The sequence below is a fragment of the Bacteroides luhongzhouii genome (assembly GCF_009193295.2).
GTDB lineage: Bacteria > Bacteroidota > Bacteroidia > Bacteroidales > Bacteroidaceae > Bacteroides > Bacteroides luhongzhouii.
Genome location: NZ_CP059973.1, coordinates 3754808 through 3774204 on the forward strand (window position 1 = coordinate 3754808; position 19397 = coordinate 3774204).

The window sequence follows — 19397 nt, forward strand, 5'->3', positions numbered from 1 at the left end:
AATATTGTTTATTGGGCGGGAATTATTAGCTATTTTTTATATAAACCGTTCCGTAGCACTTCTTTTCGCTTCCGCTTATTTTAAATACCACTTCCCGACTACCGCCGCTTTCTGTAATTTCCTTATGAATCTTTTCGTTACTGACTCCTCTAAAATCTTTGGGGATATACCCAACTAACTTATTATCACCGTTTCTGTATATACCGACTGCAAATTTATCTTTAGGGTTGTTTGTTTCGGCTGTTGCTTTGCCTTTGAATATACCGAAATCTTTAGGTGTAACTCCATGATAGTACATTCCTACCATTTCATAGTAAAAGTATCCGGATGGCGGGAATTCTATTTCTTCCGACGGTGTTTCGGTCTTAGGTTGACTCTGGTTGTTAGATGATTCTTTGGGATTTGTCATAGCAATTTTTATCGCTAAAATTATGACGCCTGTAACTACTAAGATTAATACTACTTCCATGATGTTTTGTTTTAGTGGTTGATAATATGTTTGATTTGGTGGTTATTTCATTTTTATAGTGCCAGCTAATTTACTTTTTTCTACTTTCCCATTATTGGTGTATTTATTTAAGAGAGTTTCAATAATTATATAATCAGCTTCTGTGCAAGAACATCCTAGTCTTACTATAATATTATCGAGAACTTTTTGTTTCAGTTTCAAATAGTATTCTTTAAAAGGTAACTCGATGTTATTTTCTATATTATAAATAATTTTAGAAGAAATGTCTGCGCTTTTACATTTATTGCATGGAATAGCAACGAGGGAGAATCTAGTTTCTTCTTGGAATTTCCAATGTGTTCGTTTATATTTTCCTACAAGAGAGAAATCTATATTGCATCCGTCATTATGCCAAATTAATGCATCCTTTACTTTTTCATTAGGATAATCAACATAAACAACATCTCTTTGAAAAAAATTATAGCTACTTTTTAAAGGAGTGAAAAAGATGTAATCGTCACGAATAATTTCACTTAGCGGCATTAATGGATTCTCCATTTGTTTTACAACCTTAACATATTGGGTGTCTTCGGCTTTATACTCATAAAACATATCTTCGTCAAGCTCTATTCGTATTCCTTTACCTTTCTCCGCATACATACTCCATAATGCTATATTCTCTTCTGTTGACTTTGTCCAGCATGAAACAAACATATATTTTCCAAGCTGTGCACCATTCGATGTATATCCAGCTTCTTCCAGGTCATCAACAGCATCTAGTCTATTAAACTTGATTGTTTTATTTTTTAGAATTAGAGCTAATGTTTCTATTGAAGTATAATGGTATAGTTTCATCAGTATTTATAAGTAAAATGATTTTAAGAAATTTACTCGTTGAGTTTATTTTAGTGGCTAATTTTCTTTGGATATAATGAATATGTCAGCGTAATTTTCAGATCGGTTTATAATAAGCAATCCCCCATCTAGTTGTGGGTATTCGTCAACCCTACGGAATAACAAGTTTGCATCCGAATTTGATTGAATCTCTTTTGCTGTATATAAATAATTCCCTTCCAATAGTTGTGGTTTTTCAATTGCGTATGTATTTGCAGAATATCCAGAGATTACTATGTTAACTAATTGGGGAGTAACTCTTACAATTGCCGTACTGTCTGCAAAGGTGTTTTCATAAACGTTTTTTTCGTTCATAAACCCCTTTACAGAAAGAATTTTATACTTTCCCTCTGTTAATTGAGCAAAGGAATACATAGAACACATCGCTAGAAATGCGATAAGTAGTAGCTTCTTCATGTTGTTTTGTTTTTAGTGATTTATAATATGTTTTTGATTGATAAAATGTTCTCCACGATAAAGAGATGAATAATTTCCCGCTTCGGCAAGTCTATATCGTCATAATCTGGATTCTCACTACGAAGCAGGATTAAATTATCTGAATCTTTAGGATGTCTACGAACTCTTTTTATAAGCCTGTATTCGTTCGTTATGATTAAATATACCTGTCCGTAGTTGAAATAATCCCAACTCTCAATCTTTCTAATTACTACCCTGTCGCCCGAAGCGATTAGTGGTAACATACTATCACCCGTGGCGAATATTATCTTTGAATCCGGGTTGATTTCCGGTGCGTCTATACTTCCTATCACTTTTTCGTCTGTAAATTCTATGTCTCTACCACTTAGCCCGCATGTTGCGTCTATATCGTAGATTAGTGCTCCTTTTCGTTTTGTTTCGCTTATTGCAGATTCGGAAATCTCGATTGTTTTTTGTTCTCGCTCTGCATTTTTAATCATTTCGCCTTTTCCAGTGAGCAGCCAATTAGATGATATGTTTTCGCATTTTGCGAAAATTAAATCGTAGTCAAGTGTATCTCTTGATAGCCATGAACTAATAGTTGATGGAGCTACGCCTATATACTTCGCAAATACTGATGGCTTTCCATCGCTATAATAGTCGATTATTGCCTCTAATCTTTCTTTTTTAGTCATAATTTTGCGTATTGCGAAATTATTTCGTCGAATATTTTGCAATTTGCGAAATAACTTCTATCTTTGTCGCATCAAAGTTAATCAATCAATCAAGAACTAACAAATAAAAGTATAGAATTATGAAAGCAACAATAGCAATGACAAAAGACGCACAGCCAAGAGGCGAGTATAAAGAAACATCTTTGGACGCTCAAAAAAAGCAAGCTGACATCTTGATACAAGCGATTGACGATAAATACTCAATCCGTTGCCAAAACAAAAACATCGCTCTTTCTGGACGCGGCGTTACAAGTTACGGAAATGGAAATTATGCAGTAACCGAAACGGTGCTGAATAAGCTGAAAAAGCAATATAGAGTTGAATGTGATTTTTAATATTAATCCGTAGCCCTTCGGGGCTATTAAAACCACTCTGGGAGATTTTTCGCTATAACATATACTATTAAAGAAATGAATGATAATGAGAAGAATACATAAGTCAATATGTCAAAAAATAAAAAGGTTTTTGACTTGCCTTTTAAAGAAGTGGGATCGGTATTGGCACCGGAGACTATATTTTGTAACCGTTTATAATCTTCCAATTGGCGGCGTTTTGACCGGAAAATATCATAGTATAGCGCGATTGCTACGCTTAGAATGCCCAGTGTTAGCAATATTACGGTCAAAACAAAAAGGACGCGTACCGGGTAAAATTCGCGGCTATTATTGGATAATGCTACTAAAGCCCCCAGAAGACCAGCCCCCGCAATTAATATATTATAAAACCACGTTGAGCGAGTTTTTAAATATTGCTCCTTGGACTGAATGTACTTTTTAGCGGCGTTAATCGCTTTTGGATTCTTTGTATTATTCATTTCTTTTTTTATGCAAAGCTAATAAAATAAATATTACGACAATGAACACAACACCAATTAAACCGACACTGCAAGCGATGGAAGTAGGGCGACAAACCTACTTCCCCCGCAACCGCAGAAAATCAGTGAGAACGACCGCATCCGATTTAAAAACCGATGAAGGAAAGGTTTTTAAAACTTGGATCGACGGAGATAACATTTATGTTGAACGTAAAGAATAGTACGACAATGGGACGAACTAGAGTAACCGGAAAAGTTGAGCCAATAGTAAAGAAGTGGCTTAGTAAAGATGAAGCAAAATCCTATATAGGATGCTCGGATGATTTTTTGAGAACGTTACGGGAAAAAGCTCTCATTTCTTTTTCTCAATTTGGAAAAATGATCTGGTACGATTTATCGAGTATAGATAGATTCATACAGAGTAATAAGGTAGTATAAAACAAACGCCATGCTAACACTAAAACAAAGTCCCTCCGCTATTATCTTAATGCTTTTAGCGTGCAGCCTCGCAGAAGGCGAGCCGGAGCCGGGCAAATTAATTATCGCACTACTGATCGTATTTATCACGGTTATCTATGTGCTAGTCTGTAACTATCTAAACACGAAACGACATGGCGGCGAATCCTCAATGTATCGGTAATTGCCGAATTTGTACGGTTCTTGGCGCGTGTCCTACTGATACTCTAGTTTGCGAAGATTGCGGCGAAGAGATCGAACCGGGCGAAGAGATAGAATTAGAGGTCGAAACGTACGAACGCGGCAGACATGGCACAAAGATAATCACTGTTTGCGCTCACTGTTATGAGTCGCTTTATCAGGGTGGAAACGATAACTTTTAAACAACACGATAATGACACATTGGAAAACTCAATTCAATTATGACTATCTAGGCGCTTACAGCCTACCGGATGGAAAAGATATAATTCTCACCATCCGCGAAACGAAAAAAGAACAAGTGGTCGGCGCGTCTGGAAAGAAAGAAGAATGTTTCGTCGCTTATTTCTTCGAAAATGTGAAACCGATGATCCTCAACCGGACGAACTGCAAAACATTGACGAAAATTTTCAAGAATCCGAATTTTGAGTCATGGATAAACAAGCAAATCCAAATCGGAGCGGTATTAGTTGACGCTTTCGGCGAAAAGGTTGATTCGCTTCGTATTCGTCCTTTTCTTCCGAAAGTAGAAAACTCATTGCCTACTGTTGAGACAGGATCGGCAATCTGGAAAAATATCCTCGACGGTCTGGCAGGTGGTTTTACGGTCGCACAGGTACAGACGAAATATAAACTAACTAAAGAACAAATCAAAGAATTAGTAGCACATGAAATCAAGTGAACAAAAAGAAATCGAATGGAAGGAAAAGAGACGGGGCAAAATAACCGCCTCTACGCTTCCCGATCTGATGAAAGCGGGCAAAGGTTGTCCCTTTGGCAAAGCCGCGTTAGATGCGATGTATTTAGTACGATACGAGCGGAGAACCGGGACGATGCGAGAAAATGGAAGTAACAAGGCGTTTGATTGGGGACATGAAAACGAACCGCTAGCGGTCGAATGGGTACGGAGCCAGTTAATGAACGAAATCAAGTCGTGTACAACCGATTTTAAGGACATTGTTTTCAATGAACCGTTTGAAGGATTCGGAGATTCACCGGATTTCTATGTGTACGGATTTGACGGGAAAGTTATCGCTCTGGGTGAGATCAAGTGCCCGATGTCGCAAGGAAAGATCGAATCGCTGCAGTTCGGAAATACCATCGACGAAAAAGACGAATATTATTGGCAATTCCTCGGACATTTTCTAGGGCGTCCGGACGTAGACAAGTTGTATTATGTCATTTATGACGGCTATGTAAACGACGGTCGAATACTCGAAATGAATCGAGCCGATCACGTGGAGAATATAAAGAAACTCTATGATCGAATCCGGTTGGCTAGCGAGATGATAGACGAATCTATCCGTTCCGGTCTGGACTTGCTTGATTGTGTCGATAAGGCAAAAGAGGTTTTAAAATTAAAGATGCAGATCGAGGCATTAAAGCCGGAAGCGAAAAACAGTGTTCCGGTTAAAAATCAGATTTATAAGATACGGAAGGAGTTAAAGAAACTGATGAAGAAAGTACCGTCACAACACTAACACAACATGATTAATTACATTTTTATAAGCACTTTAATAAACACGAAATTATGAGTAGTAAGAACAAAGAAGAAATTTTAGATTGCATTCCTCTTTTGCATCCTTATTCTATGGATGAAATTTATACTATGCTAAAAAGACATGGGTGTAAAATTTCACATGAAGAAACTTATAATCTTGTTGAAAAAAATCTATATAAAATCAGAGATAAATATGTTAGAATGACAGAATATCGCTCATTTGGTAATTCTACATCTATAGAAAATATTAAAATGTCCAATGGATGCCTAACGTGTACGCTGACAGAGGTTAGCACATTAGAACAAAAGATTGTAGACAAAATAAAATTCGCAGAGAAATATAATATTCCTTATGAGGGTTTGATCGAATTAATTAAAGAAATGAATTTATTATGAACACTTGGTTTTTATGTAAAATCCGTTACGAGAAGGTAATGGAGAACGGGATGCAAAAGAAAGTCACTGAACCGTATTTAGTCGATGCACTAAGTTTTACCGAAGCAGAAGCGCGAATAATCGAAGAGGTAACGCCGTTTATCTCCGGTGAGTTCACAGTGTCCGACATTTCCCGCGCACATTATAGCGAGATATTTACGAGCGAAGAGGATTCCGCCGATAAATGGTTTGCTGGGCGACTCGCTTTTACTACACTTGACGAGAAAAGCGGCAAGGAGAAGCGAACGTATACGAATGTACTTATACAAGCCGCAGACATTCACGACGCAATGAAGAAACTCGACGAAGGTATGAAAGGAACGATGGCGGATTATTCTTCGATTCTTCTCAAAGAAACGGCGATTGTAGATGTTTATCCGTATGAAGCGAAAAAATAAATACTTTACCAAACAATATTATTAACCAATAATGCCGCCGAAAAGGACGGCGTGAGGTGAAAGCCCTCGTATTTAAGTTTAATGTTCTACGTCTAATCAGCGTAGTGAATATCTGGTTAGACGACAAATAATTTTAAATATATGGCAAAGTATAACAATGTAAAAATAGACGGATACGACTCTAAAAAGGAATATCGACGCGCTAAGGAGTTGAAACTACTCGAAAAGAAGGGGATTATAACCGGATTACAAGAGCAAGTAAAATACGAGCTTATTTCGCCTCAATATCATTTCTACGAAGTGCAAGGAGTACGGAAGATGCTACACAAAAAGAAACTGATCGAACGAGGCGTTTACTACATCGCGGATTTCGTTTATTATCGGGATGGTGAATATATCGTCGAAGATACTAAAGGAGTTCGGACAAAGGAGTATATAATCAAACGTAAGCTCATGCTTTACGTTCATGGAATTAAAATAAAGGAGGTATAAGAATGGTGAAGAAAACAGCACAGAAGCCAGTAAAACACGATTGTCGAACGTGTCGCAATGGAGGAAGAGAGAATAATTTTATTTGCTATTGTTCCGTCCTGAAAGTAGGACGGGCGATCGGGATAAGGATTTGTAGTTATTATGTCGCTCGATAGACTTTATAAGTGTGATGAATATAGACGGATATACGCTAACCGAAAAGATGCGAAAAGCGCGACGACGTTTCAGATTTACCGCCACCGAACAAGCCCTTTTTTACGAATTAGTGGCTATTTGTAACGGCGAAGATTGGAGGGACGTTTTCGATTGCTCGAACATTGAACTTTGTTTTGCGCTTAACGTGAATGAGAAAACACTAATAAAAGCCCGTGAGTCTTTAATAAATGCAGGATTGATTTATTATAAATCTGGTAAGAACAAACGTATTATAAGCTCTTATTCTTTCGTGAAGGAATTTAAAACCACTGTAACTACTACTGTAAATTTTACAGTCAATCAAACAGCCAATAAGGGAGCCAATCAGACAGCCAATGATACAGTAGATAAGGGAGTCAATGATACAGGGGATAGTACAGACTATAATAAACTAAAACAGAAACCAAACAGAAATATACTCTCTAAAGTCTCTCATGGAGATTTTGATTTTATATCTGACGAGTTTTTAGAAGCGTTTTCGCTCTGGCTTGAATACAAGAAAGACAGGCGGCAAAATTACAAATCGGAAAAGTCACTAAAAGCGTGTTATAACAAACTGGTAAAATTAAGCAAGAATGATCCGGTGATTGCGGAGCAAATCGTAAATGAATCGATTGCTAATAATTGGTCGGGGTTATTCGAGCTAAAAAACGATAAATGCGAATATGGAAACAAGAAGCAAACAGACTCTACCGATAGCGGCAATACTATCATACGGACTACCGTACTATGACGAGCCGATAGGAGTAGAGAAGCGTCCGGAATGGTTTAAAGCGTGCTGCAAATACGTTTGCCCCGGTTTTAAGATTGACGATTCGAATAGAAACATAATGAACCAACTGTTTTTGTATACTGAAGGACGATCCGAGAAGCTAGATTCAAATAAAGGGTTATTGTTACGAGGTGACATCGGTACAGGAAAAAGTACTATCATGCAGATTCTAAACCGATATAGTTATTTCACACGCGGCAAAGCAAAGGGCGGCTATCCGATCGGTGGTTTTAGGATTGATTCGGCTTCCTGTATTGCAAACGGCTTTTCGATGCGCGGAAAGGATGCACTAGAATTGTATACTTACAACAATGGTACTCCGCGAATGATCTGTTTTGATGAACTAGGACGCGAGCCAATCCCGGCAAAGTATTTCGGTACTGAACTAAACGTGATGCAGTATATTTTCCAATGTCGGTACGAGTTGAGATATGAGGCAATAACTCATGTTACAACGAACTTAACGATTAAGGAAATACAGCGTATTTACGGCGCGTATATCGCGGATCGAATAAATGAAATGTTTAACGTCTTGGACTTGAACGGAGCTAGTAGAAGATAATTAATACAACGAAACCATGCGAAGCAGAAAAAAGAAACTTGTGTATTTTAAAAAGATTCCGGTTCGCGTCGATCTGGAACAATGGCAAAGGCTCGATAAGATTCGCGCTGACTATCATTTCAAAAGCACATACGAGATTATGCAGTACATTTTAGGCTGTTTTCTCCGGGTTGCTGATCCGATGCCCGGCGATGATGATGAAGAAGTACTACCGGACGAAATCAAAGAAATGTTCTACGATCTATCACAGGCGGAACGACATTTCGAGTATGTAAAACCAAAACGAAAACTACCACAACACAAGGTAGACGAGATGAACGGACAAAAACGATTAGAAGGATTTTAATATGGTTAAAAAACTATCAAACACAAATTATTTGCACGACATATCAGCAGACCCCGTCGTGACAAATGAACGGAATCGGAAGTATATAGACCGATTTGTATCAGAGAATTATAACGGTTTAGTTGCCAAGTTTTCACCCTTAGACGGTACGATAAATTCAAGTGCTTTCGGAGCACTCGATAAATTAAACTCTACGATTATCTCGCTCTATATTGATCCGAATTTACACTTTACGGATTGGGAGCAGGCGAAACAATATCTATCGAACAAGTTTACAGAAAAGGCGATTCGCGTTCCGGTGAAGAAACCTGTAAAAAGCGAAGTAGTAGAGAATGAGGACGAGATTATTAACGATTAATATTATTGTTTCGATGAAAGACGTAGAACTATTTAACGACCATTTCCAGAACTATAAAACATACGGTATTCCGAAAGCACAACTAATCATTGCGGATATTCCCTACAACATCGGGAAGAACGCATACGGTTCTAATCCATCTTGGTATATCGACGGAGACAATTCTAATGGAGAAAGCGAATTAGCCGGAAAAGAGTTTTTCGATACCGATAAGGATTTTCGAATTACTGAATTTCTTCACTTTTGTAGTAAGATGCTCGTTAAGGAGCCGAAAGAAAAAGGGAAATCGCCCTGTATGATTGTCTTTTGTGAATTTCAGCAACAATTCGAACTTATACAGAAAGCGAAGGAATATGGACTTAACAATTATATCAATCTGGTATTTAGAAAGAACTTTTCGGCACAAGTTTTAAAGGCTAATATGAAGGTCGTTGGTAATTGTGAATATGGCGTGCTTTTGTATCGGGACAAACTGCCAAAGTTCAACAATGGCGGTCGTATGGTATTTAATTGTTTCGATTATCCTAGAGACGCAGATACACCGCGGATTCATCCGACACAAAAATCAGTTCCGTTGCTTGAACGGTTGATCGAACTTTTCACCGATGCGGGTGATGTTGTGATAGACCCATGCGCCGGAAGTGGTACGACATTACTTGCAGCCGCTCAATGCGGGCGAAAGGCATACGGATTTGAGATAAAGAAGAAGTTCTATGCAGATGCGAATAAAATCATTTTGTCGCGGATGCAGCCTAGAATGTTTGTGTAATCAATTAGCGTAAAACAAGATAGAAAGGAAGACTATGAATACGAAAGTAAAAACAAAAGAATTTGAGACCAGCGTCCGAAAATGGGCGTGGGAGCAAGCAATAATAATTAAAGAGAGAGAACTAAATCTGTCTCCTACTTTTTGCGAAATATTGAGTGTTGCAAATGAATTGGCAAACTTTGTTCTTGGGAATTCTCCGAAATCAAATCATTTATAGAACGAACGGATTCTAATACATGAAATGGCTTTTCTAGACCTTCTAAATAGACAAAAGAACCAATATTAGAATTTTCATCTTCTATAACATAGTCGATCTTATTTATATCAATAAGGTATTTTTTGAAAGACTTCTCACGAAATGATAGTTGAATAAATTTTTTCATAAATATAAATTTTAAATGTGACATAACAAAATTAATAATAATCTGGGTACGTTCTCCATTTTTGACGGTAAAGTTTTAAATGTGACAATTTATACTTCTTTTCGGAGGCGTGCCCTTTTATCAAATCCAAGAAAGATATGAATACATATAGATACGAAAACAGACCTTATGATATTCCCTATAGGGAACTGAAAATGGTAGATGAAGAAAAGTCTACTCCTTGGAAAACCGTCCCACCTTCTTGGAAAAATTCCTCTTCGAAAGGTGGACGTACTGCGAATCAAATCAAAAAGGACCGGAAGCGGAAGAAAATGAATAAAAGGAAATAATCATAACACAAAAAGAAATGAGCCAAACACAAAATCAATCAAAGTATTATTATTCCCCTCGTTTTCGTCACTTCAATATCTATCGTCGCGATCCAGACGGAGACACAAAGATAGATGATGCGATAACGCAAGAAGAGGCGAAACGGAAAGTTTATAAATTAAATGGTTGGAATTATCAGCCTAAAAATAACACGGTAAAATGAGTAAAGCAAAACAGTACATCGAACAAGCCACAAACGAGCGCATCCGCTCGCGTGGCTTAATCCGAAAAGTCGCTATCGAAGCGGCTCGGATACAGAGAGACGAAACGAGGCGGCAAGCTATCGAAGTGTATAAACAAATGTGTCCATCTAAGAACTGCAAAGGTTGTGCAAGCCGGATACATAAACAGGAAACACAATCGACTCGATGCGATGGTAATTGTGCCCGGATTAGGTTACTTATTAACGGATTAGACCGGATCGAAACGTTATGTATATAATTAGGCGTATTCAATGCAAATCGGGCGATGTGTCCGAGACGCATTTAGTTGAGATAGAAACGGACGACATCGAGGCGACACGAAAGGAGTTGCACGATTGTTATCAATGTGATAAGATTCTTTTTAATTATGACGAACAATGAGTAGAAACCCGCATTACATTAAGATGATTAACTCCAACAAATGGAAATTACTCCGCGCTAAGAAGCTACAAAGCAATCCGGTTTGTGAAGTGTGCGAAGCGAACAATCGCAGTACACTTGCAACCGAAGTACATCACACCGTCCCGGTTGAGTCCGTGTCGCATGAACTCGGAATGAGACAACTAATGTTTGATTATAACAATCTGCAAAGCCTCTGCCATTCGTGCCACTCTGATACGCATCGACGTGCTTTTAGTCATTCGAAAGAGGCGGTACAGGCGAATAATAAGCGAGCTACGGAACGGTTTGCGGATCGGTTCTTAAAAGATAATAACGATTAAATAGACGAATAATGAATGAAGAAGAAATAAACTTGGTAAATAAAACCGTTGAGCTATGGAACGATTTTATTAAACTCCCTGAACTGTACAAGAACGATAGACAATATGTACAATATCATATTGATGCGATACAAGCAATAATAATGCAAAGACAGACGGCAAGAAATATGCCGATTCTATTTAAAATGCCCGATTCGGTAAGTGTTGCCGAAAACGAAGAATAATACTCTTTTTCGATTTCTTTACAACCGCTCAACCTCGACGAAGGGGGGGCGGTTTTTTTATTTTTTAACGCGATACGCTAAACCCACCTCACCTCATATTTACACGCGCGAGCAATTTTCGAAACGAGGGGGTGCGCGTTGGGGGTGTACTTTTTTTATCCATCTTCCGAGCTACCAAATACTTGCGAACTTTTCATATATGCAAAAACGCATATAAAAATGAGTGATTTAGACGATATAAAAGAAAAGATTCGCGCCGCGATGAACTCGCAAGGAACATATACATCTGATTTGGATTTGTGTATAACTCTTTGTGCGGGCTCTTACATTGCGTTTAAAATCGCTCTCAATGACATAGCTAAGAAGAAACGTTCGTTTGTTACGGAAGTTTCTCGCGAAGGAAATAAGAAGCTCGTAGCGCATCCGGCTTTCAAAGTTTTATTTGATGCGCTCGAAGTTACTCGTAAGCAGTTGCGGGAACTTGGTTTGACACTACAAACTTTGTCCGCGTCTGACGATGACGAGGTAAACGACTTAATAAACGAGGTAGACAAGATAGATCGCGATGGAGAAGGAGACTAGAGATAAACTGATAGCATTAAAGCAGTCGGTTATCTCCGACTTGCATAACATCGACGTTGATTCGTATAAGCTAGGTAAGGCGGACGAAAGATTAAACGTGTATATAAAGGGTTGCATTAATGCCCCGGACGCGCACAACCTTTACGAGTTACTAGCCGTTCGCCGCTTCTTTGTTTTCCTCGATAAATACGAGTTTCGGATCAAGGAAGTAAAGAAGTTCGTCACGTTCTATGAGCGTTTGAAGTTTTCCGGCACAAAGGGAAAAACTAGATACAAGCTGACTCCGATACAAGTGTTTCAGTTCTCTAACATTCTCGCGTTTTACAAGCCCGGAACAAACAAACGTTTGATTCGCGAAGCTCTTTTATTCGTTCCGCGTAAATTCAGTAAGACAACAAGCGTAGCGAGTCTTTCAATTAACGATTTATTGTTCGGTGATGCGAACGCTCAAACATACGTAGCCGCAAACTCATACAATCAGGCGAAAGTCTGTTTTGATGAAATACGTAATATTTTAAAGTCTCTTGATCCGAAGTTTAGACACTTCAAAATCAACCGAGAAATCATATATAATCGCATAAAGGGAAAAACCTCTTTTGCCCGTTGCTTGGCTTCCAATCCCGACAAACTTGACGGATTAAATGCAAGCATGGTAATAGTAGACGAGTATTCGCAAGCCGATAGCGCCGCGTTGAAGAATGTATTAACTTCCTCAATGGGCGCACGGCTCAACCCTTTGACCGTAGTAATTACGACCGCATCCGATAAAGAGACGGCTCCATTCGTCGAAATGCTCAAAATGTATAAATCGATCCTACGAGGTGAGATTGAAAATGATTCCATATTTGCGCACATCTTTGAGCCGGACGTAGACGATGAGGAAGGCGATCCGGCAACGTGGCGCAAAGTGCAACCACACATGGGTATAACTGTCTATGAAGATTTCTATATCGACGCGTATCAAAAAGCACTATATAGCGCACCGGATGCACTGGAATTTCGAACAAAGTTACTAAACGTATTTACTACCGACCAAACAACAAAATGGATTGAGGCGAAGCAGATCGAAGAACGATTCAAAGATATTAGAATAGAGAATATCGGTACTTATCCGTTAACAATGGCGGCGGTCGATTTATCCGTTCGAGACGACTTTTCTACGGTTACTTATAATATCTATTCGAAAGAAAGCGGTTCTTTTCATTCACATACGGATTACTATTTTCCGGAAGGAGCTTTGAAAGATCATCCGAATCGGGAACTTTACGAAGGTTGGGCGAAAGCTGGCTATTTAATTCTTTGCGATGGTGATATAATCGACTATCAGCAAATAGTAAACGATATACTTGTGCGTGCAAAGTATTTACAAATCATGGGAGTTGGCTATGATCCTTATAAATCGGCTGAATTTGTGAATCTTCTTACTTATTCCGTAGGCGGTGCGAGTGAATATATTAAGCCTGTTAAACAGACATACGGAACGTTTACAAGCCCTATCGAATCCTTTGAACTTGCTTTGTATCGGAGTAAGCTCACCTTTAGCCCTAATCCGATTACGCCGTACTGTTTTAGTAATGCGGTATTAGACGAAGATCGGAACATGAATAAGAAGCCAGTCAAGAAAACGCATAATGCTAAGATTGATTCGACGATAACAAACCTAATGACATTCTACTTATTTAATAATTATACACAATAGCACGATGAAACTACGTTATAAACTAAGAAACGCGATTATCCGCTCTTTAGGATTGGACGATTATATTAATACTAATATGTCGTCTCTTCCATCACAGCCCATAAATGTATATAGTACTGATGCGGCGATGAAGCTATCCGCCGCGTATCGTTGTACGGCAATTCTATCCGGTACGATTGCTTCTTTGCCACTTCAATACAAACGAAAAAAAAACGCTGTTTTTGTCCCGGATGAAAAGGAGATTTTATATAGACTCCTTACGCGTAGACCAAATAGAAGAATGAGCAGTTTCGAATTTATTCGGAATATGGTTATATTGATGGTGAACCGGGGAAATGCGTACATCTTCATTCGTAGAACATTTGGAGAACCAACCGCTTTAGTATTACTTTCTCCCGGCTCTACCACTTACGACAAATATACTGATACATATACTGTTTGTGATATTATCAATCACATAAACGGCGTGTTTGGATCGAACGATATTATTCATTTAAGACATAATAGTCAAGACGGGGGATATACAGGTGTCAGCGTCATAGAATCCGCTTCGCGTGTCATGAGTGTAGCCGCTAGCGCAGATAATCAGACGTTAAAAACGTTTCAGAATGGCGGAAAGATCAAAGGGATTATATCCGGCATGAAGGGAGAAGCTAAAGGGCTTAACGCGCTAACTGATATTCAGACCTCCGATGTTGCTGAACGTGTTGAAAGTGAATTGAATTCCGGTCGCGATATTGTTTCGGTCAATGGTGATATGTCGTTTGCTCAATTATCATTCACTCCGGCAGATACTCAATTAATAGAAAATAAGAAGCTGACGGTATTAGACATTTGTCGCTTTTATGGTGTTCATCCCGATAAGGTATTTGCAGGGCAACCCACCAATTATAAAGCTTCTGAAATGGGGCAAGTTTCTTATTTGACAGATACCTTACAGCCTTATTTGAGACAGATCGAATCGGAATTTGAGTTGAAGTTAATTCCTGATTCTGTCTCGATGGATTATAAGATTAATTTCGATTTGTCAGTTCTGTATCAAACCGATTTAATGACACAGGTAACATATTGGAAAACTCTCCTTGAAATAGGTGGCATTACATCGAATGAAATCCGTTCCCATTTAGGAAAAGCGCCTATTCCGGGCGGTGATACTGTATTTATAACTTGTAATGTTGCTCCGGCTGATTCTCCTAAAATACGGGGAGAATCGGAAACGAACAAAGAAAACGAGCTACCAAAAGAAGAAGAAACGCAGATAGAGTAAAACAATAAATGAAACACGATGGAAATTAGAAGTTTTGGAGAAAATGCAGCCCCGAAATTATTAGACGAAAGAAATATAGAAGGGTATGCGATTGTATTTGAACGTGAAAGCCGTGTTATGTACGACTTAGAAAAGAAACGTTTCTTTATTGAAATCATTAAGTCGGGCGCTGTTTCCGAAGAATTACTCCGTAGTTGTGATGTTAAGGCACTACTAGAACATAATAAACAAAGGCTTTTAGCGAGGTCTAACAATGGGACGGGGTCTTTATCCTTATGTCTTGATGATTACGGGTGTATGTACCGTTTTGCTTCGCCTAATACGCAGGATGGAAACTACGCGATAGAAATGATTCAAAGAGGAGATTTATTCGGTTCTTCTTTTGCTTATATCACAGATGAAAAAAGAAATGTTGAGTACTCGCAAAGAGATGGACTGTTGATACGTACGGTTACTAAGATTGATAAAATCTTTGATGTCTCTATTGTTAGCGATCCGGCTTATTTTGGGACAGATGTTACATTGCGCAGTTTAGAGATACATCTACAACCTGCAAAGAGCGATAATTATCAAATAGAAATAGAAAAATTAAGAACACAAATTTAAAAGATTACGATTATGAACTACGTAGAAAGACTAGCAGTTATTAAAAGAGACATGAACGCAATTTTAGATGTTGCGGAAACAGAAAAACGCGGCTTAACGCCGGAAGAGCAAGAACAATTCGACGCGCTGAAAAACGAGCGGGACGTTATCAAAGTACGCATGGAAAAACGCGCTCTTGGTACTGTTGTTCCTCAAAATGTAATTGAACGTGAAAGAGCTTTCGCAGAAGCGGTTTGTTTGTTGCGCAATAATGGAGCATCGGACAAGTATCAAGGTATTATTGTAAATAAAGGGTTGGTTATTCCTCACGAACGAGCCGTTGGAAATATCATGGATACCGCCGCATCTGATCCGTTGATCCCCGTAACAGTCGGAGACGTTATTTTGCCACTTGAAAAAGGATTGATTCTTGACAAAGTAGGGTGCAAGATGCAGAGCGGAATGTATGGCAAATGGATTCTTCCAGTTGTGTCGGGTGTTGAAGCTACAATTGAGGACGAGAACGCCGAAGTAAACGATTCAAAGATCGACATTTCTAAGTTGACTCCGACTCCGAAACGTTGCTCTTTGTCCGTTCCTGTTTCGAATGATGCTATCGACGAAACGAATTTTGCTTTGCGTGACATTGTTTTAGTACAAATTACAATGGCTTTGCAACGCTTGTTAAACAAATGGATGTTTTCACCTACTAAGATCACATCAAAGGCGAGTGAGGGCGTATTTGTGAAAGCAACTCCGAATATCGAATATACTTCCGCTTTGAGTTGGAAGAATGTTTGCCAGTTGAAAGCATCTGTTTTGAAAGCGGGTGTTCCTGCTGATGCTACCGCCTGTTATGTTTGTTCGGCTTCCACTTATGCCGATCTTGAATCTACTCCACGCGAAGCGGGAAGTTCTCGAATGATTCTTGAAGATGGAAAGATTAACGGTTATCCGGTATTTTCAACGGAATACATCGGCGATGACATTCTTGGGTTCGGAATTTTCTCTTATGCGTTGGTAGGTCAATTTGGAGAAATGCGCTTGACTGTTGATCCATACACAGGAGCGAAAAAGAATCTCACCTACTTTGTATTAAATACAAAGTTTGACGAGTTGGCAGTACGCCCGGAAGCCTTTGCCATCGCAAAGAAAAAAGCTTCTGCCTAATCCTATAACCTATCATTCACTAAAGGGCTGGGGCTTCGGCTCTAGCCCTTTCTAATTTATACAATATGGCACAATACGTAACACTCGAAGAACTCAAACAGCATTTAAACGTTGACTTCGACACGGACGACGCGTATATAACCGGGCTTATCGAACCCGTTCAACTTCTTATCGAATCGTATCTAAATAATCCGCTAGATACCTACGTTAAGGACGCAAAAATAGATCGGCGTATCTGGCACGCGATCCGCATCCTCATAGCGAATTACTACGCAAACCGTGAATCGGTAACATTTGCCACTCCGCAAGTTATTCCGGGGCACATAGAACTATTACTGCAACCTTTAAAACGATATACGTAATGCAAGCAGGATTATTAAACGAAATGATCGCTTTTTACCGTAGCGAGTCAAAGCGCGATAATCTGGGCGGCACGTCTGAAAGTTGGGTGAAAGTATTCGATAAACGCGCATACATTCGCTTTAAGTCGGGTGCACGTAAAGAAGCGAACGGCGAGATATATAATACGACCGTTAATACAATAATGATTCGCATCTGCAAAGAGATTAACGCTAAAATGCGAATCGAGTACGACGGGCAGAAATACAAGATTTTATCTATTAACCACGACCGGAAGCAGCAAGCGACGGTTATAGAAGCAGAAGTAATCAATGAGTAACGACAATTACACCGGGCGCAACTTGTATCGCGTCGAAGTGGATGCAACGCGAGTAAACGAGCTACTTAAGCGGTTGAACGATAAAGAAGCAAAGAAGGCTATTTCCTCCGCTCTTAGAAAATCGATTCTTATCATTCGTAAACAGGCGCAGGAAAATTTAATTTCCGCTGTTACTGATGCAGAATTTAGCAGTTCTAAGAATGGCGTATCGTTCAAACCGTTAAAGAACGAAATAAACGTTGCAGTTTATCGCAATGCTTCCGGTGCACGGGTTGACTTGATCGACCGCCGCAAAAAGGGATCACGCGCCTATATGCTGAAATGGTTCGAATCAGGAACAAAAGAACGAGCTACCAAAAAAGGAGCGAATAGGGGTATTATAAATGCTTCCCACTTCTTTTCTAATGCGGTCAAATCGAAGCAGAAAGAAGCAGAGAACTCACTAGAGAAAAATATAATTGATTCTATAATGAAAGTAGCAAATAAAAAAAAATGAGTTTATCAATAGGTGCACACGTATATAAGAGATTAAGCGACTCTACAGAATTAGCAAAATTGGTTTCTGATAAAATATATGCTATCTCGACCAAAACGGAAACATCTTTTCCGTTCGTTATCTACAAGCGTAGTTCTCTGGTTCCAGAATATACGAAAGATAGATATGGTACGGGCGATACTGTTTCGGTTGAGGTTGCCGTAGCTAGTGATAACTATTTGAACTCTGTTACCATCGCCGAAGAAGTACGTAAGGCGCTCGAAAACAAGCGCGGGCAATATGATAACTTCAATGTAATAGACGCTAAACTAATGAGTGCAGACGAGGATTTTATCGAAGATACTTTCATTCAACGCCTTGTATTTTCTTTTAAAACAGAATAATAACTAAAACACGATAAAATTATGAGTAAAGCAAAATCAGTGTTAGGAAAAGACCTAATGTTATTCATCGACGGTAAAGCCATCGCACTTGCCACATCTTGCAAATTGGGGCTTTCGGCTGAAACAATCGACACACAAAGTAAAGATTCGGGTATCTGGACGGAAAAGGACATTAAAAAACTTTCTTGGAACGCTTCCAGTGAAAACGTATTTAGCGCGGATGCAGATGCGAATAGCTACGATAAACTATTCGCTTTGTTCTTGGCGCATAAACCTGTTGTTCTGAAATTTGGCGTTGTTGGCAATCCTGACGTAAACGAAATGCCCGCCGCCGGATGGACGCTAGCGGAAGGTGCATATACAGGTAGTGCGGTTATCACTTCGCTAGAAGCAAATGCGCCGGATGGAGACAAAGCAACACTATCAATCAGTTTCGAAGGAACCGGACCGCTTGCAAAGGAAGCAGCTAGTAAATAACTTACGGGCGGTGTTTTGCCGCCCTCTAAACGACTTATTCAATGAAAACAATATCACTTAACGGAAAAGATTTTTCTTTGAAATATACGCTCCGTGCGTTCTTTGTATTCGAAACTATATCCGGCTATCCGTTCCAGTTTGGAAAGATGTTAGACGAGTTTCTTTTGTTTTATTCGTTCCTGCTTGCCTCTAATCAGGAATTGTTCAAAATGGAATTTGAGGAATTTATCGAATTATGCGAAAATGACTTGACGCTATTCGAACAATTCAAAGAATTTATTTTGGATGAAATCAAACTACGTTCGCAATCGGCAGGAAATGACGTAAAAAAAAAGAAGGTGACGACGCGGAAACGAAAGCCGTAAGTAT

Annotated in this window: 35 protein-coding genes; 29 read left to right on the forward strand and 6 right to left on the reverse strand. The window is 39.0% G+C overall.

The genetic code is table 11. The annotated features are described in order from the left end of the window. Positions 1–25: 25 nt before the first annotated feature. From GD631_RS13770 to GD631_RS13785, 4 genes are read right to left on the reverse strand one after another with little or no spacing between them, the layout of a single operon-like run. A complete protein-coding gene (locus GD631_RS13770) occupies positions 26–469 on the reverse strand; it encodes an HIRAN domain-containing protein (RefSeq protein ID WP_143257499.1) in 444 nt (147 codons plus the stop codon). Between the two features lie 42 nt (positions 470–511). Next, positions 512–1303, reverse strand: coding sequence for a DUF2971 domain-containing protein (locus GD631_RS13775; RefSeq protein ID WP_143257500.1), 792 nt, complete (start codon positions 1301–1303; stop codon positions 512–514). Positions 1304–1360: 57 nt separating this feature from the next. Beyond that, entirely contained in the window at positions 1361–1759 is a 399-nt protein-coding gene (locus GD631_RS13780; protein WP_143257501.1) for a hypothetical protein, read from the reverse strand. Between the two features lie 20 nt (positions 1760–1779). Continuing rightward, positions 1780–2454, reverse strand: a complete 675-nt coding sequence (locus GD631_RS13785; RefSeq protein ID WP_143257502.1) for a LexA family transcriptional regulator — start codon at positions 2452–2454, stop codon at positions 1780–1782. A 119-nt stretch (positions 2455–2573) separates the two neighbouring features. Between GD631_RS13785 and GD631_RS13790 the strand changes: the two genes are divergently transcribed. Continuing rightward, positions 2574–2828 carry a hypothetical protein gene (locus GD631_RS13790; RefSeq protein ID WP_143257503.1) on the forward strand — a complete coding sequence of 85 codons (255 nt, stop codon included), beginning with the start codon at positions 2574–2576 and terminating at the stop codon, positions 2826–2828. Between the two features lie 26 nt (positions 2829–2854). Here GD631_RS13790 and GD631_RS13795 read toward each other — a convergent pair whose 3' ends face one another. After that, positions 2855–3307 carry a hypothetical protein gene (locus GD631_RS13795; protein WP_143257504.1) on the reverse strand — a complete coding sequence of 151 codons (453 nt, stop codon included), beginning with the start codon at positions 3305–3307 and terminating at the stop codon, positions 2855–2857. 41 nt (positions 3308–3348) lie between these two features. Here GD631_RS13795 and GD631_RS13800 point away from each other — a divergent pair, with 41 nt between their 5' ends. From GD631_RS13800 to GD631_RS13855, 12 genes are all read left to right on the forward strand, one after another. Next, entirely contained in the window at positions 3349–3528 is a 180-nt protein-coding gene (locus tag GD631_RS13800) for a hypothetical protein (RefSeq protein ID WP_004326865.1), read from the forward strand. A 390-nt stretch (positions 3529–3918) separates the two neighbouring features. Then, entirely contained in the window at positions 3919–4146 is a 228-nt protein-coding gene (locus GD631_RS13805) for a hypothetical protein (protein ID WP_118407277.1), read from the forward strand. A gap of 11 nt (positions 4147–4157) precedes the next feature. Further along, positions 4158–4643, forward strand: coding sequence for a hypothetical protein (locus GD631_RS13810; protein WP_004310954.1), 486 nt, complete (start codon positions 4158–4160; stop codon positions 4641–4643). After that, a complete protein-coding gene (locus GD631_RS13815; RefSeq protein WP_143257506.1) occupies positions 4630–5442 on the forward strand; it encodes a YqaJ viral recombinase family protein in 813 nt (270 codons plus the stop codon). The genes GD631_RS13810 and GD631_RS13815 overlap by 14 nt, the downstream gene beginning before the upstream one ends. Positions 5443–5492: 50 nt before the next feature. Further along, entirely contained in the window at positions 5493–5858 is a 366-nt protein-coding gene (locus tag GD631_RS13820) for a hypothetical protein (RefSeq protein WP_008999285.1), read from the forward strand. Continuing rightward, positions 5855–6295 (forward strand): DUF4494 domain-containing protein, encoded by a 441-nt coding sequence (locus GD631_RS13825; RefSeq protein ID WP_143257507.1) that lies wholly within the window; start codon positions 5855–5857, stop codon positions 6293–6295. Before GD631_RS13820 ends, GD631_RS13825 begins: the two co-directional genes overlap by 4 nt. Positions 6296–6436: 141 nt before the next feature. Beyond that, positions 6437–6787, forward strand: coding sequence for a DUF1064 domain-containing protein (locus GD631_RS13830; RefSeq protein WP_143257508.1), 351 nt, complete (start codon positions 6437–6439; stop codon positions 6785–6787). A 169-nt stretch (positions 6788–6956) separates the two neighbouring features. Further along, the gene (locus GD631_RS13835) at positions 6957–7715 is read left to right on the forward strand and encodes a phage replication initiator YdaU family protein (protein ID WP_143257632.1); all 759 of its coding nucleotides are present in this window, start codon (positions 6957–6959) and stop codon (positions 7713–7715) included. Beyond that, positions 7648–8316 carry a P-loop NTPase family protein gene (locus GD631_RS13840; RefSeq protein WP_223225945.1) on the forward strand — a complete coding sequence of 223 codons (669 nt, stop codon included), beginning with the start codon at positions 7648–7650 and terminating at the stop codon, positions 8314–8316. The genes GD631_RS13835 and GD631_RS13840 overlap by 68 nt, the downstream gene beginning before the upstream one ends. A 16-nt stretch (positions 8317–8332) precedes the next feature. Continuing rightward, positions 8333–8662 (forward strand): hypothetical protein, encoded by a 330-nt coding sequence (locus tag GD631_RS13845; protein WP_004310948.1) that lies wholly within the window; start codon positions 8333–8335, stop codon positions 8660–8662. 1 nt (position 8663) lies between these two features. Further along, on the forward strand, positions 8664–9020 hold the full coding sequence (locus GD631_RS13850) for a hypothetical protein (RefSeq protein WP_143257509.1): 357 nt from the start codon (positions 8664–8666) through the stop codon (positions 9018–9020). A gap of 13 nt (positions 9021–9033) precedes the next feature. Then, positions 9034–9789 carry a DNA-methyltransferase gene (locus tag GD631_RS13855; protein WP_143257510.1) on the forward strand — a complete coding sequence of 252 codons (756 nt, stop codon included), beginning with the start codon at positions 9034–9036 and terminating at the stop codon, positions 9787–9789. 134 nt (positions 9790–9923) lie between these two features. On the opposite strand, the gene GD631_RS13860 is transcribed toward GD631_RS13855, so the two are convergent. Next, positions 9924–10172, reverse strand: a complete 249-nt coding sequence (locus tag GD631_RS13860; protein ID WP_122133977.1) for a hypothetical protein — start codon at positions 10170–10172, stop codon at positions 9924–9926. A gap of 137 nt (positions 10173–10309) precedes the next feature. On the opposite strand from GD631_RS13860, the gene GD631_RS13865 reads away from it, so the two are divergent. The 16 genes from GD631_RS13865 (at position 10310) to GD631_RS13940 (ending at position 19393) form a co-directional block, all read left to right on the forward strand. Beyond that, positions 10310–10501, forward strand: a complete 192-nt coding sequence (locus tag GD631_RS13865; RefSeq protein WP_122133978.1) for a hypothetical protein — start codon at positions 10310–10312, stop codon at positions 10499–10501. A gap of 17 nt (positions 10502–10518) precedes the next feature. Continuing rightward, positions 10519–10704, forward strand: a complete 186-nt coding sequence (locus GD631_RS13870; RefSeq protein WP_143257511.1) for a hypothetical protein — start codon at positions 10519–10521, stop codon at positions 10702–10704. A 268-nt stretch (positions 10705–10972) separates the two neighbouring features. Continuing rightward, entirely contained in the window at positions 10973–11125 is a 153-nt protein-coding gene (locus tag GD631_RS13875) for a hypothetical protein (RefSeq protein WP_153260288.1), read from the forward strand. Continuing rightward, positions 11122–11466 (forward strand): HNH endonuclease, encoded by a 345-nt coding sequence (locus GD631_RS13880; RefSeq protein ID WP_143257513.1) that lies wholly within the window; start codon positions 11122–11124, stop codon positions 11464–11466. Before GD631_RS13875 ends, GD631_RS13880 begins: the two co-directional genes overlap by 4 nt. Before the next feature lie 11 nt (positions 11467–11477). Beyond that, complete coding sequence (locus GD631_RS13885) at positions 11478–11690, forward strand: hypothetical protein (RefSeq protein ID WP_118407292.1); 213 nt, start codon at positions 11478–11480, stop codon at positions 11688–11690. A gap of 219 nt (positions 11691–11909) precedes the next feature. Continuing rightward, positions 11910–12272 carry a hypothetical protein gene (locus GD631_RS13890; protein ID WP_070750452.1) on the forward strand — a complete coding sequence of 121 codons (363 nt, stop codon included), beginning with the start codon at positions 11910–11912 and terminating at the stop codon, positions 12270–12272. Next, positions 12256–13971, forward strand: coding sequence for a terminase TerL endonuclease subunit (locus tag GD631_RS13895; protein WP_143257514.1), 1716 nt, complete (start codon positions 12256–12258; stop codon positions 13969–13971). Before GD631_RS13890 ends, GD631_RS13895 begins: the two co-directional genes overlap by 17 nt. 4 nt (positions 13972–13975) lie before the next feature. Beyond that, positions 13976–15238: a phage portal protein gene (locus GD631_RS13900; RefSeq protein ID WP_143257515.1), complete on the forward strand. Its 1263-nt coding sequence runs from the start codon at positions 13976–13978 to the stop codon at positions 15236–15238. An 18-nt stretch (positions 15239–15256) separates the two neighbouring features. Continuing rightward, positions 15257–15844, forward strand: coding sequence for an HK97 family phage prohead protease (locus tag GD631_RS13905; RefSeq protein ID WP_004310940.1), 588 nt, complete (start codon positions 15257–15259; stop codon positions 15842–15844). 12 nt (positions 15845–15856) lie between these two features. Continuing rightward, a complete protein-coding gene (locus GD631_RS13910; protein ID WP_118407294.1) occupies positions 15857–16993 on the forward strand; it encodes a phage major capsid protein in 1137 nt (378 codons plus the stop codon). 65 nt (positions 16994–17058) lie between these two features. Further along, the gene (locus GD631_RS13915) at positions 17059–17355 is read left to right on the forward strand and encodes a head-tail connector protein (RefSeq protein WP_061448130.1); all 297 of its coding nucleotides are present in this window, start codon (positions 17059–17061) and stop codon (positions 17353–17355) included. Further along, positions 17355–17672 (forward strand): phage head closure protein, encoded by a 318-nt coding sequence (locus GD631_RS13920; RefSeq protein WP_004310938.1) that lies wholly within the window; start codon positions 17355–17357, stop codon positions 17670–17672. The genes GD631_RS13915 and GD631_RS13920 overlap by 1 nt, the downstream gene beginning before the upstream one ends. Further along, entirely contained in the window at positions 17665–18168 is a 504-nt protein-coding gene (locus tag GD631_RS13925) for a hypothetical protein (protein ID WP_143257516.1), read from the forward strand. Before GD631_RS13920 ends, GD631_RS13925 begins: the two co-directional genes overlap by 8 nt. Next, on the forward strand, positions 18165–18551 hold the full coding sequence (gp17, locus tag GD631_RS13930) for a tail completion protein gp17 (RefSeq protein ID WP_143257517.1): 387 nt from the start codon (positions 18165–18167) through the stop codon (positions 18549–18551). Before GD631_RS13925 ends, gp17 begins: the two co-directional genes overlap by 4 nt. A gap of 21 nt (positions 18552–18572) precedes the next feature. Next, entirely contained in the window at positions 18573–19028 is a 456-nt protein-coding gene (locus GD631_RS13935) for a phage tail tube protein (RefSeq protein WP_004326899.1), read from the forward strand. Between the two features lie 41 nt (positions 19029–19069). After that, positions 19070–19393, forward strand: coding sequence for a hypothetical protein (locus GD631_RS13940; protein WP_122133989.1), 324 nt, complete (start codon positions 19070–19072; stop codon positions 19391–19393). Positions 19394–19397 lie beyond the last annotated feature (4 nt).

Excerpts from the sequence above, each read along its gene's own strand:
- GD631_RS13860 (WP_122133977.1), bottom strand. The coding sequence starts at position 10,172 with ATGAAAAAATTTATTCAACTATCATTTCGTGAGAAGTCTTTCAAAAAA.
- GD631_RS13855 (WP_143257510.1), top strand. The coding sequence starts at position 9,034 with ATGAAAGACGTAGAACTATTTAACGACCATTTCCAGAACTATAAAACA.
- GD631_RS13940 (WP_122133989.1), top strand. The coding sequence starts at position 19,070 with ATGAAAACAATATCACTTAACGGAAAAGATTTTTCTTTGAAATATACG.
- GD631_RS13775 (WP_143257500.1), bottom strand. The coding sequence starts at position 1,303 with ATGAAACTATACCATTATACTTCAATAGAAACATTAGCTCTAATTCTA.
- GD631_RS13925 (WP_143257516.1), top strand. The coding sequence starts at position 17,665 with ATGAGTAACGACAATTACACCGGGCGCAACTTGTATCGCGTCGAAGTG.
- GD631_RS13850 (WP_143257509.1), top strand. The coding sequence starts at position 8,664 with ATGGTTAAAAAACTATCAAACACAAATTATTTGCACGACATATCAGCA.
- GD631_RS13910 (WP_118407294.1), top strand. The coding sequence starts at position 15,857 with ATGAACTACGTAGAAAGACTAGCAGTTATTAAAAGAGACATGAACGCA.
- GD631_RS13870 (WP_143257511.1), top strand. The coding sequence starts at position 10,519 with ATGAGCCAAACACAAAATCAATCAAAGTATTATTATTCCCCTCGTTTT.
- GD631_RS13935 (WP_004326899.1), top strand. The coding sequence starts at position 18,573 with ATGAGTAAAGCAAAATCAGTGTTAGGAAAAGACCTAATGTTATTCATC.
- GD631_RS13820 (WP_008999285.1), top strand. The coding sequence starts at position 5,493 with ATGAGTAGTAAGAACAAAGAAGAAATTTTAGATTGCATTCCTCTTTTG.
- GD631_RS13770 (WP_143257499.1), bottom strand. The coding sequence starts at position 469 with ATGGAAGTAGTATTAATCTTAGTAGTTACAGGCGTCATAATTTTAGCG.
- GD631_RS13810 (WP_004310954.1), top strand. The coding sequence starts at position 4,158 with ATGACACATTGGAAAACTCAATTCAATTATGACTATCTAGGCGCTTAC.
- GD631_RS13885 (WP_118407292.1), top strand. The coding sequence starts at position 11,478 with ATGAATGAAGAAGAAATAAACTTGGTAAATAAAACCGTTGAGCTATGG.
- GD631_RS13865 (WP_122133978.1), top strand. The coding sequence starts at position 10,310 with ATGAATACATATAGATACGAAAACAGACCTTATGATATTCCCTATAGG.
- GD631_RS13905 (WP_004310940.1), top strand. The coding sequence starts at position 15,257 with ATGGAAATTAGAAGTTTTGGAGAAAATGCAGCCCCGAAATTATTAGAC.
- gp17 (WP_143257517.1), top strand. The coding sequence starts at position 18,165 with ATGAGTTTATCAATAGGTGCACACGTATATAAGAGATTAAGCGACTCT.
- GD631_RS13895 (WP_143257514.1), top strand. The coding sequence starts at position 12,256 with ATGGAGAAGGAGACTAGAGATAAACTGATAGCATTAAAGCAGTCGGTT.
- GD631_RS13780 (WP_143257501.1), bottom strand. The coding sequence starts at position 1,759 with ATGAAGAAGCTACTACTTATCGCATTTCTAGCGATGTGTTCTATGTAT.
- GD631_RS13790 (WP_143257503.1), top strand. The coding sequence starts at position 2,574 with ATGAAAGCAACAATAGCAATGACAAAAGACGCACAGCCAAGAGGCGAG.
- GD631_RS13840 (WP_223225945.1), top strand. The coding sequence starts at position 7,648 with ATGGAAACAAGAAGCAAACAGACTCTACCGATAGCGGCAATACTATCA.
- GD631_RS13800 (WP_004326865.1), top strand. The coding sequence starts at position 3,349 with ATGAACACAACACCAATTAAACCGACACTGCAAGCGATGGAAGTAGGG.
- GD631_RS13815 (WP_143257506.1), top strand. The coding sequence starts at position 4,630 with ATGAAATCAAGTGAACAAAAAGAAATCGAATGGAAGGAAAAGAGACGG.
- GD631_RS13900 (WP_143257515.1), top strand. The coding sequence starts at position 13,976 with ATGAAACTACGTTATAAACTAAGAAACGCGATTATCCGCTCTTTAGGA.
- GD631_RS13795 (WP_143257504.1), bottom strand. The coding sequence starts at position 3,307 with ATGAATAATACAAAGAATCCAAAAGCGATTAACGCCGCTAAAAAGTAC.
- GD631_RS13875 (WP_153260288.1), top strand. The coding sequence starts at position 10,973 with ATGTATATAATTAGGCGTATTCAATGCAAATCGGGCGATGTGTCCGAG.
- GD631_RS13915 (WP_061448130.1), top strand. The coding sequence starts at position 17,059 with ATGGCACAATACGTAACACTCGAAGAACTCAAACAGCATTTAAACGTT.
- GD631_RS13825 (WP_143257507.1), top strand. The coding sequence starts at position 5,855 with ATGAACACTTGGTTTTTATGTAAAATCCGTTACGAGAAGGTAATGGAG.
- GD631_RS13830 (WP_143257508.1), top strand. The coding sequence starts at position 6,437 with ATGGCAAAGTATAACAATGTAAAAATAGACGGATACGACTCTAAAAAG.
- GD631_RS13920 (WP_004310938.1), top strand. The coding sequence starts at position 17,355 with ATGCAAGCAGGATTATTAAACGAAATGATCGCTTTTTACCGTAGCGAG.
- GD631_RS13890 (WP_070750452.1), top strand. The coding sequence starts at position 11,910 with ATGAGTGATTTAGACGATATAAAAGAAAAGATTCGCGCCGCGATGAAC.
- GD631_RS13845 (WP_004310948.1), top strand. The coding sequence starts at position 8,333 with ATGCGAAGCAGAAAAAAGAAACTTGTGTATTTTAAAAAGATTCCGGTT.
- GD631_RS13805 (WP_118407277.1), top strand. The coding sequence starts at position 3,919 with ATGGCGGCGAATCCTCAATGTATCGGTAATTGCCGAATTTGTACGGTT.
- GD631_RS13880 (WP_143257513.1), top strand. The coding sequence starts at position 11,122 with ATGAGTAGAAACCCGCATTACATTAAGATGATTAACTCCAACAAATGG.
- GD631_RS13835 (WP_143257632.1), top strand. The coding sequence starts at position 6,957 with ATGAATATAGACGGATATACGCTAACCGAAAAGATGCGAAAAGCGCGA.
- GD631_RS13785 (WP_143257502.1), bottom strand. The coding sequence starts at position 2,454 with ATGACTAAAAAAGAAAGATTAGAGGCAATAATCGACTATTATAGCGAT.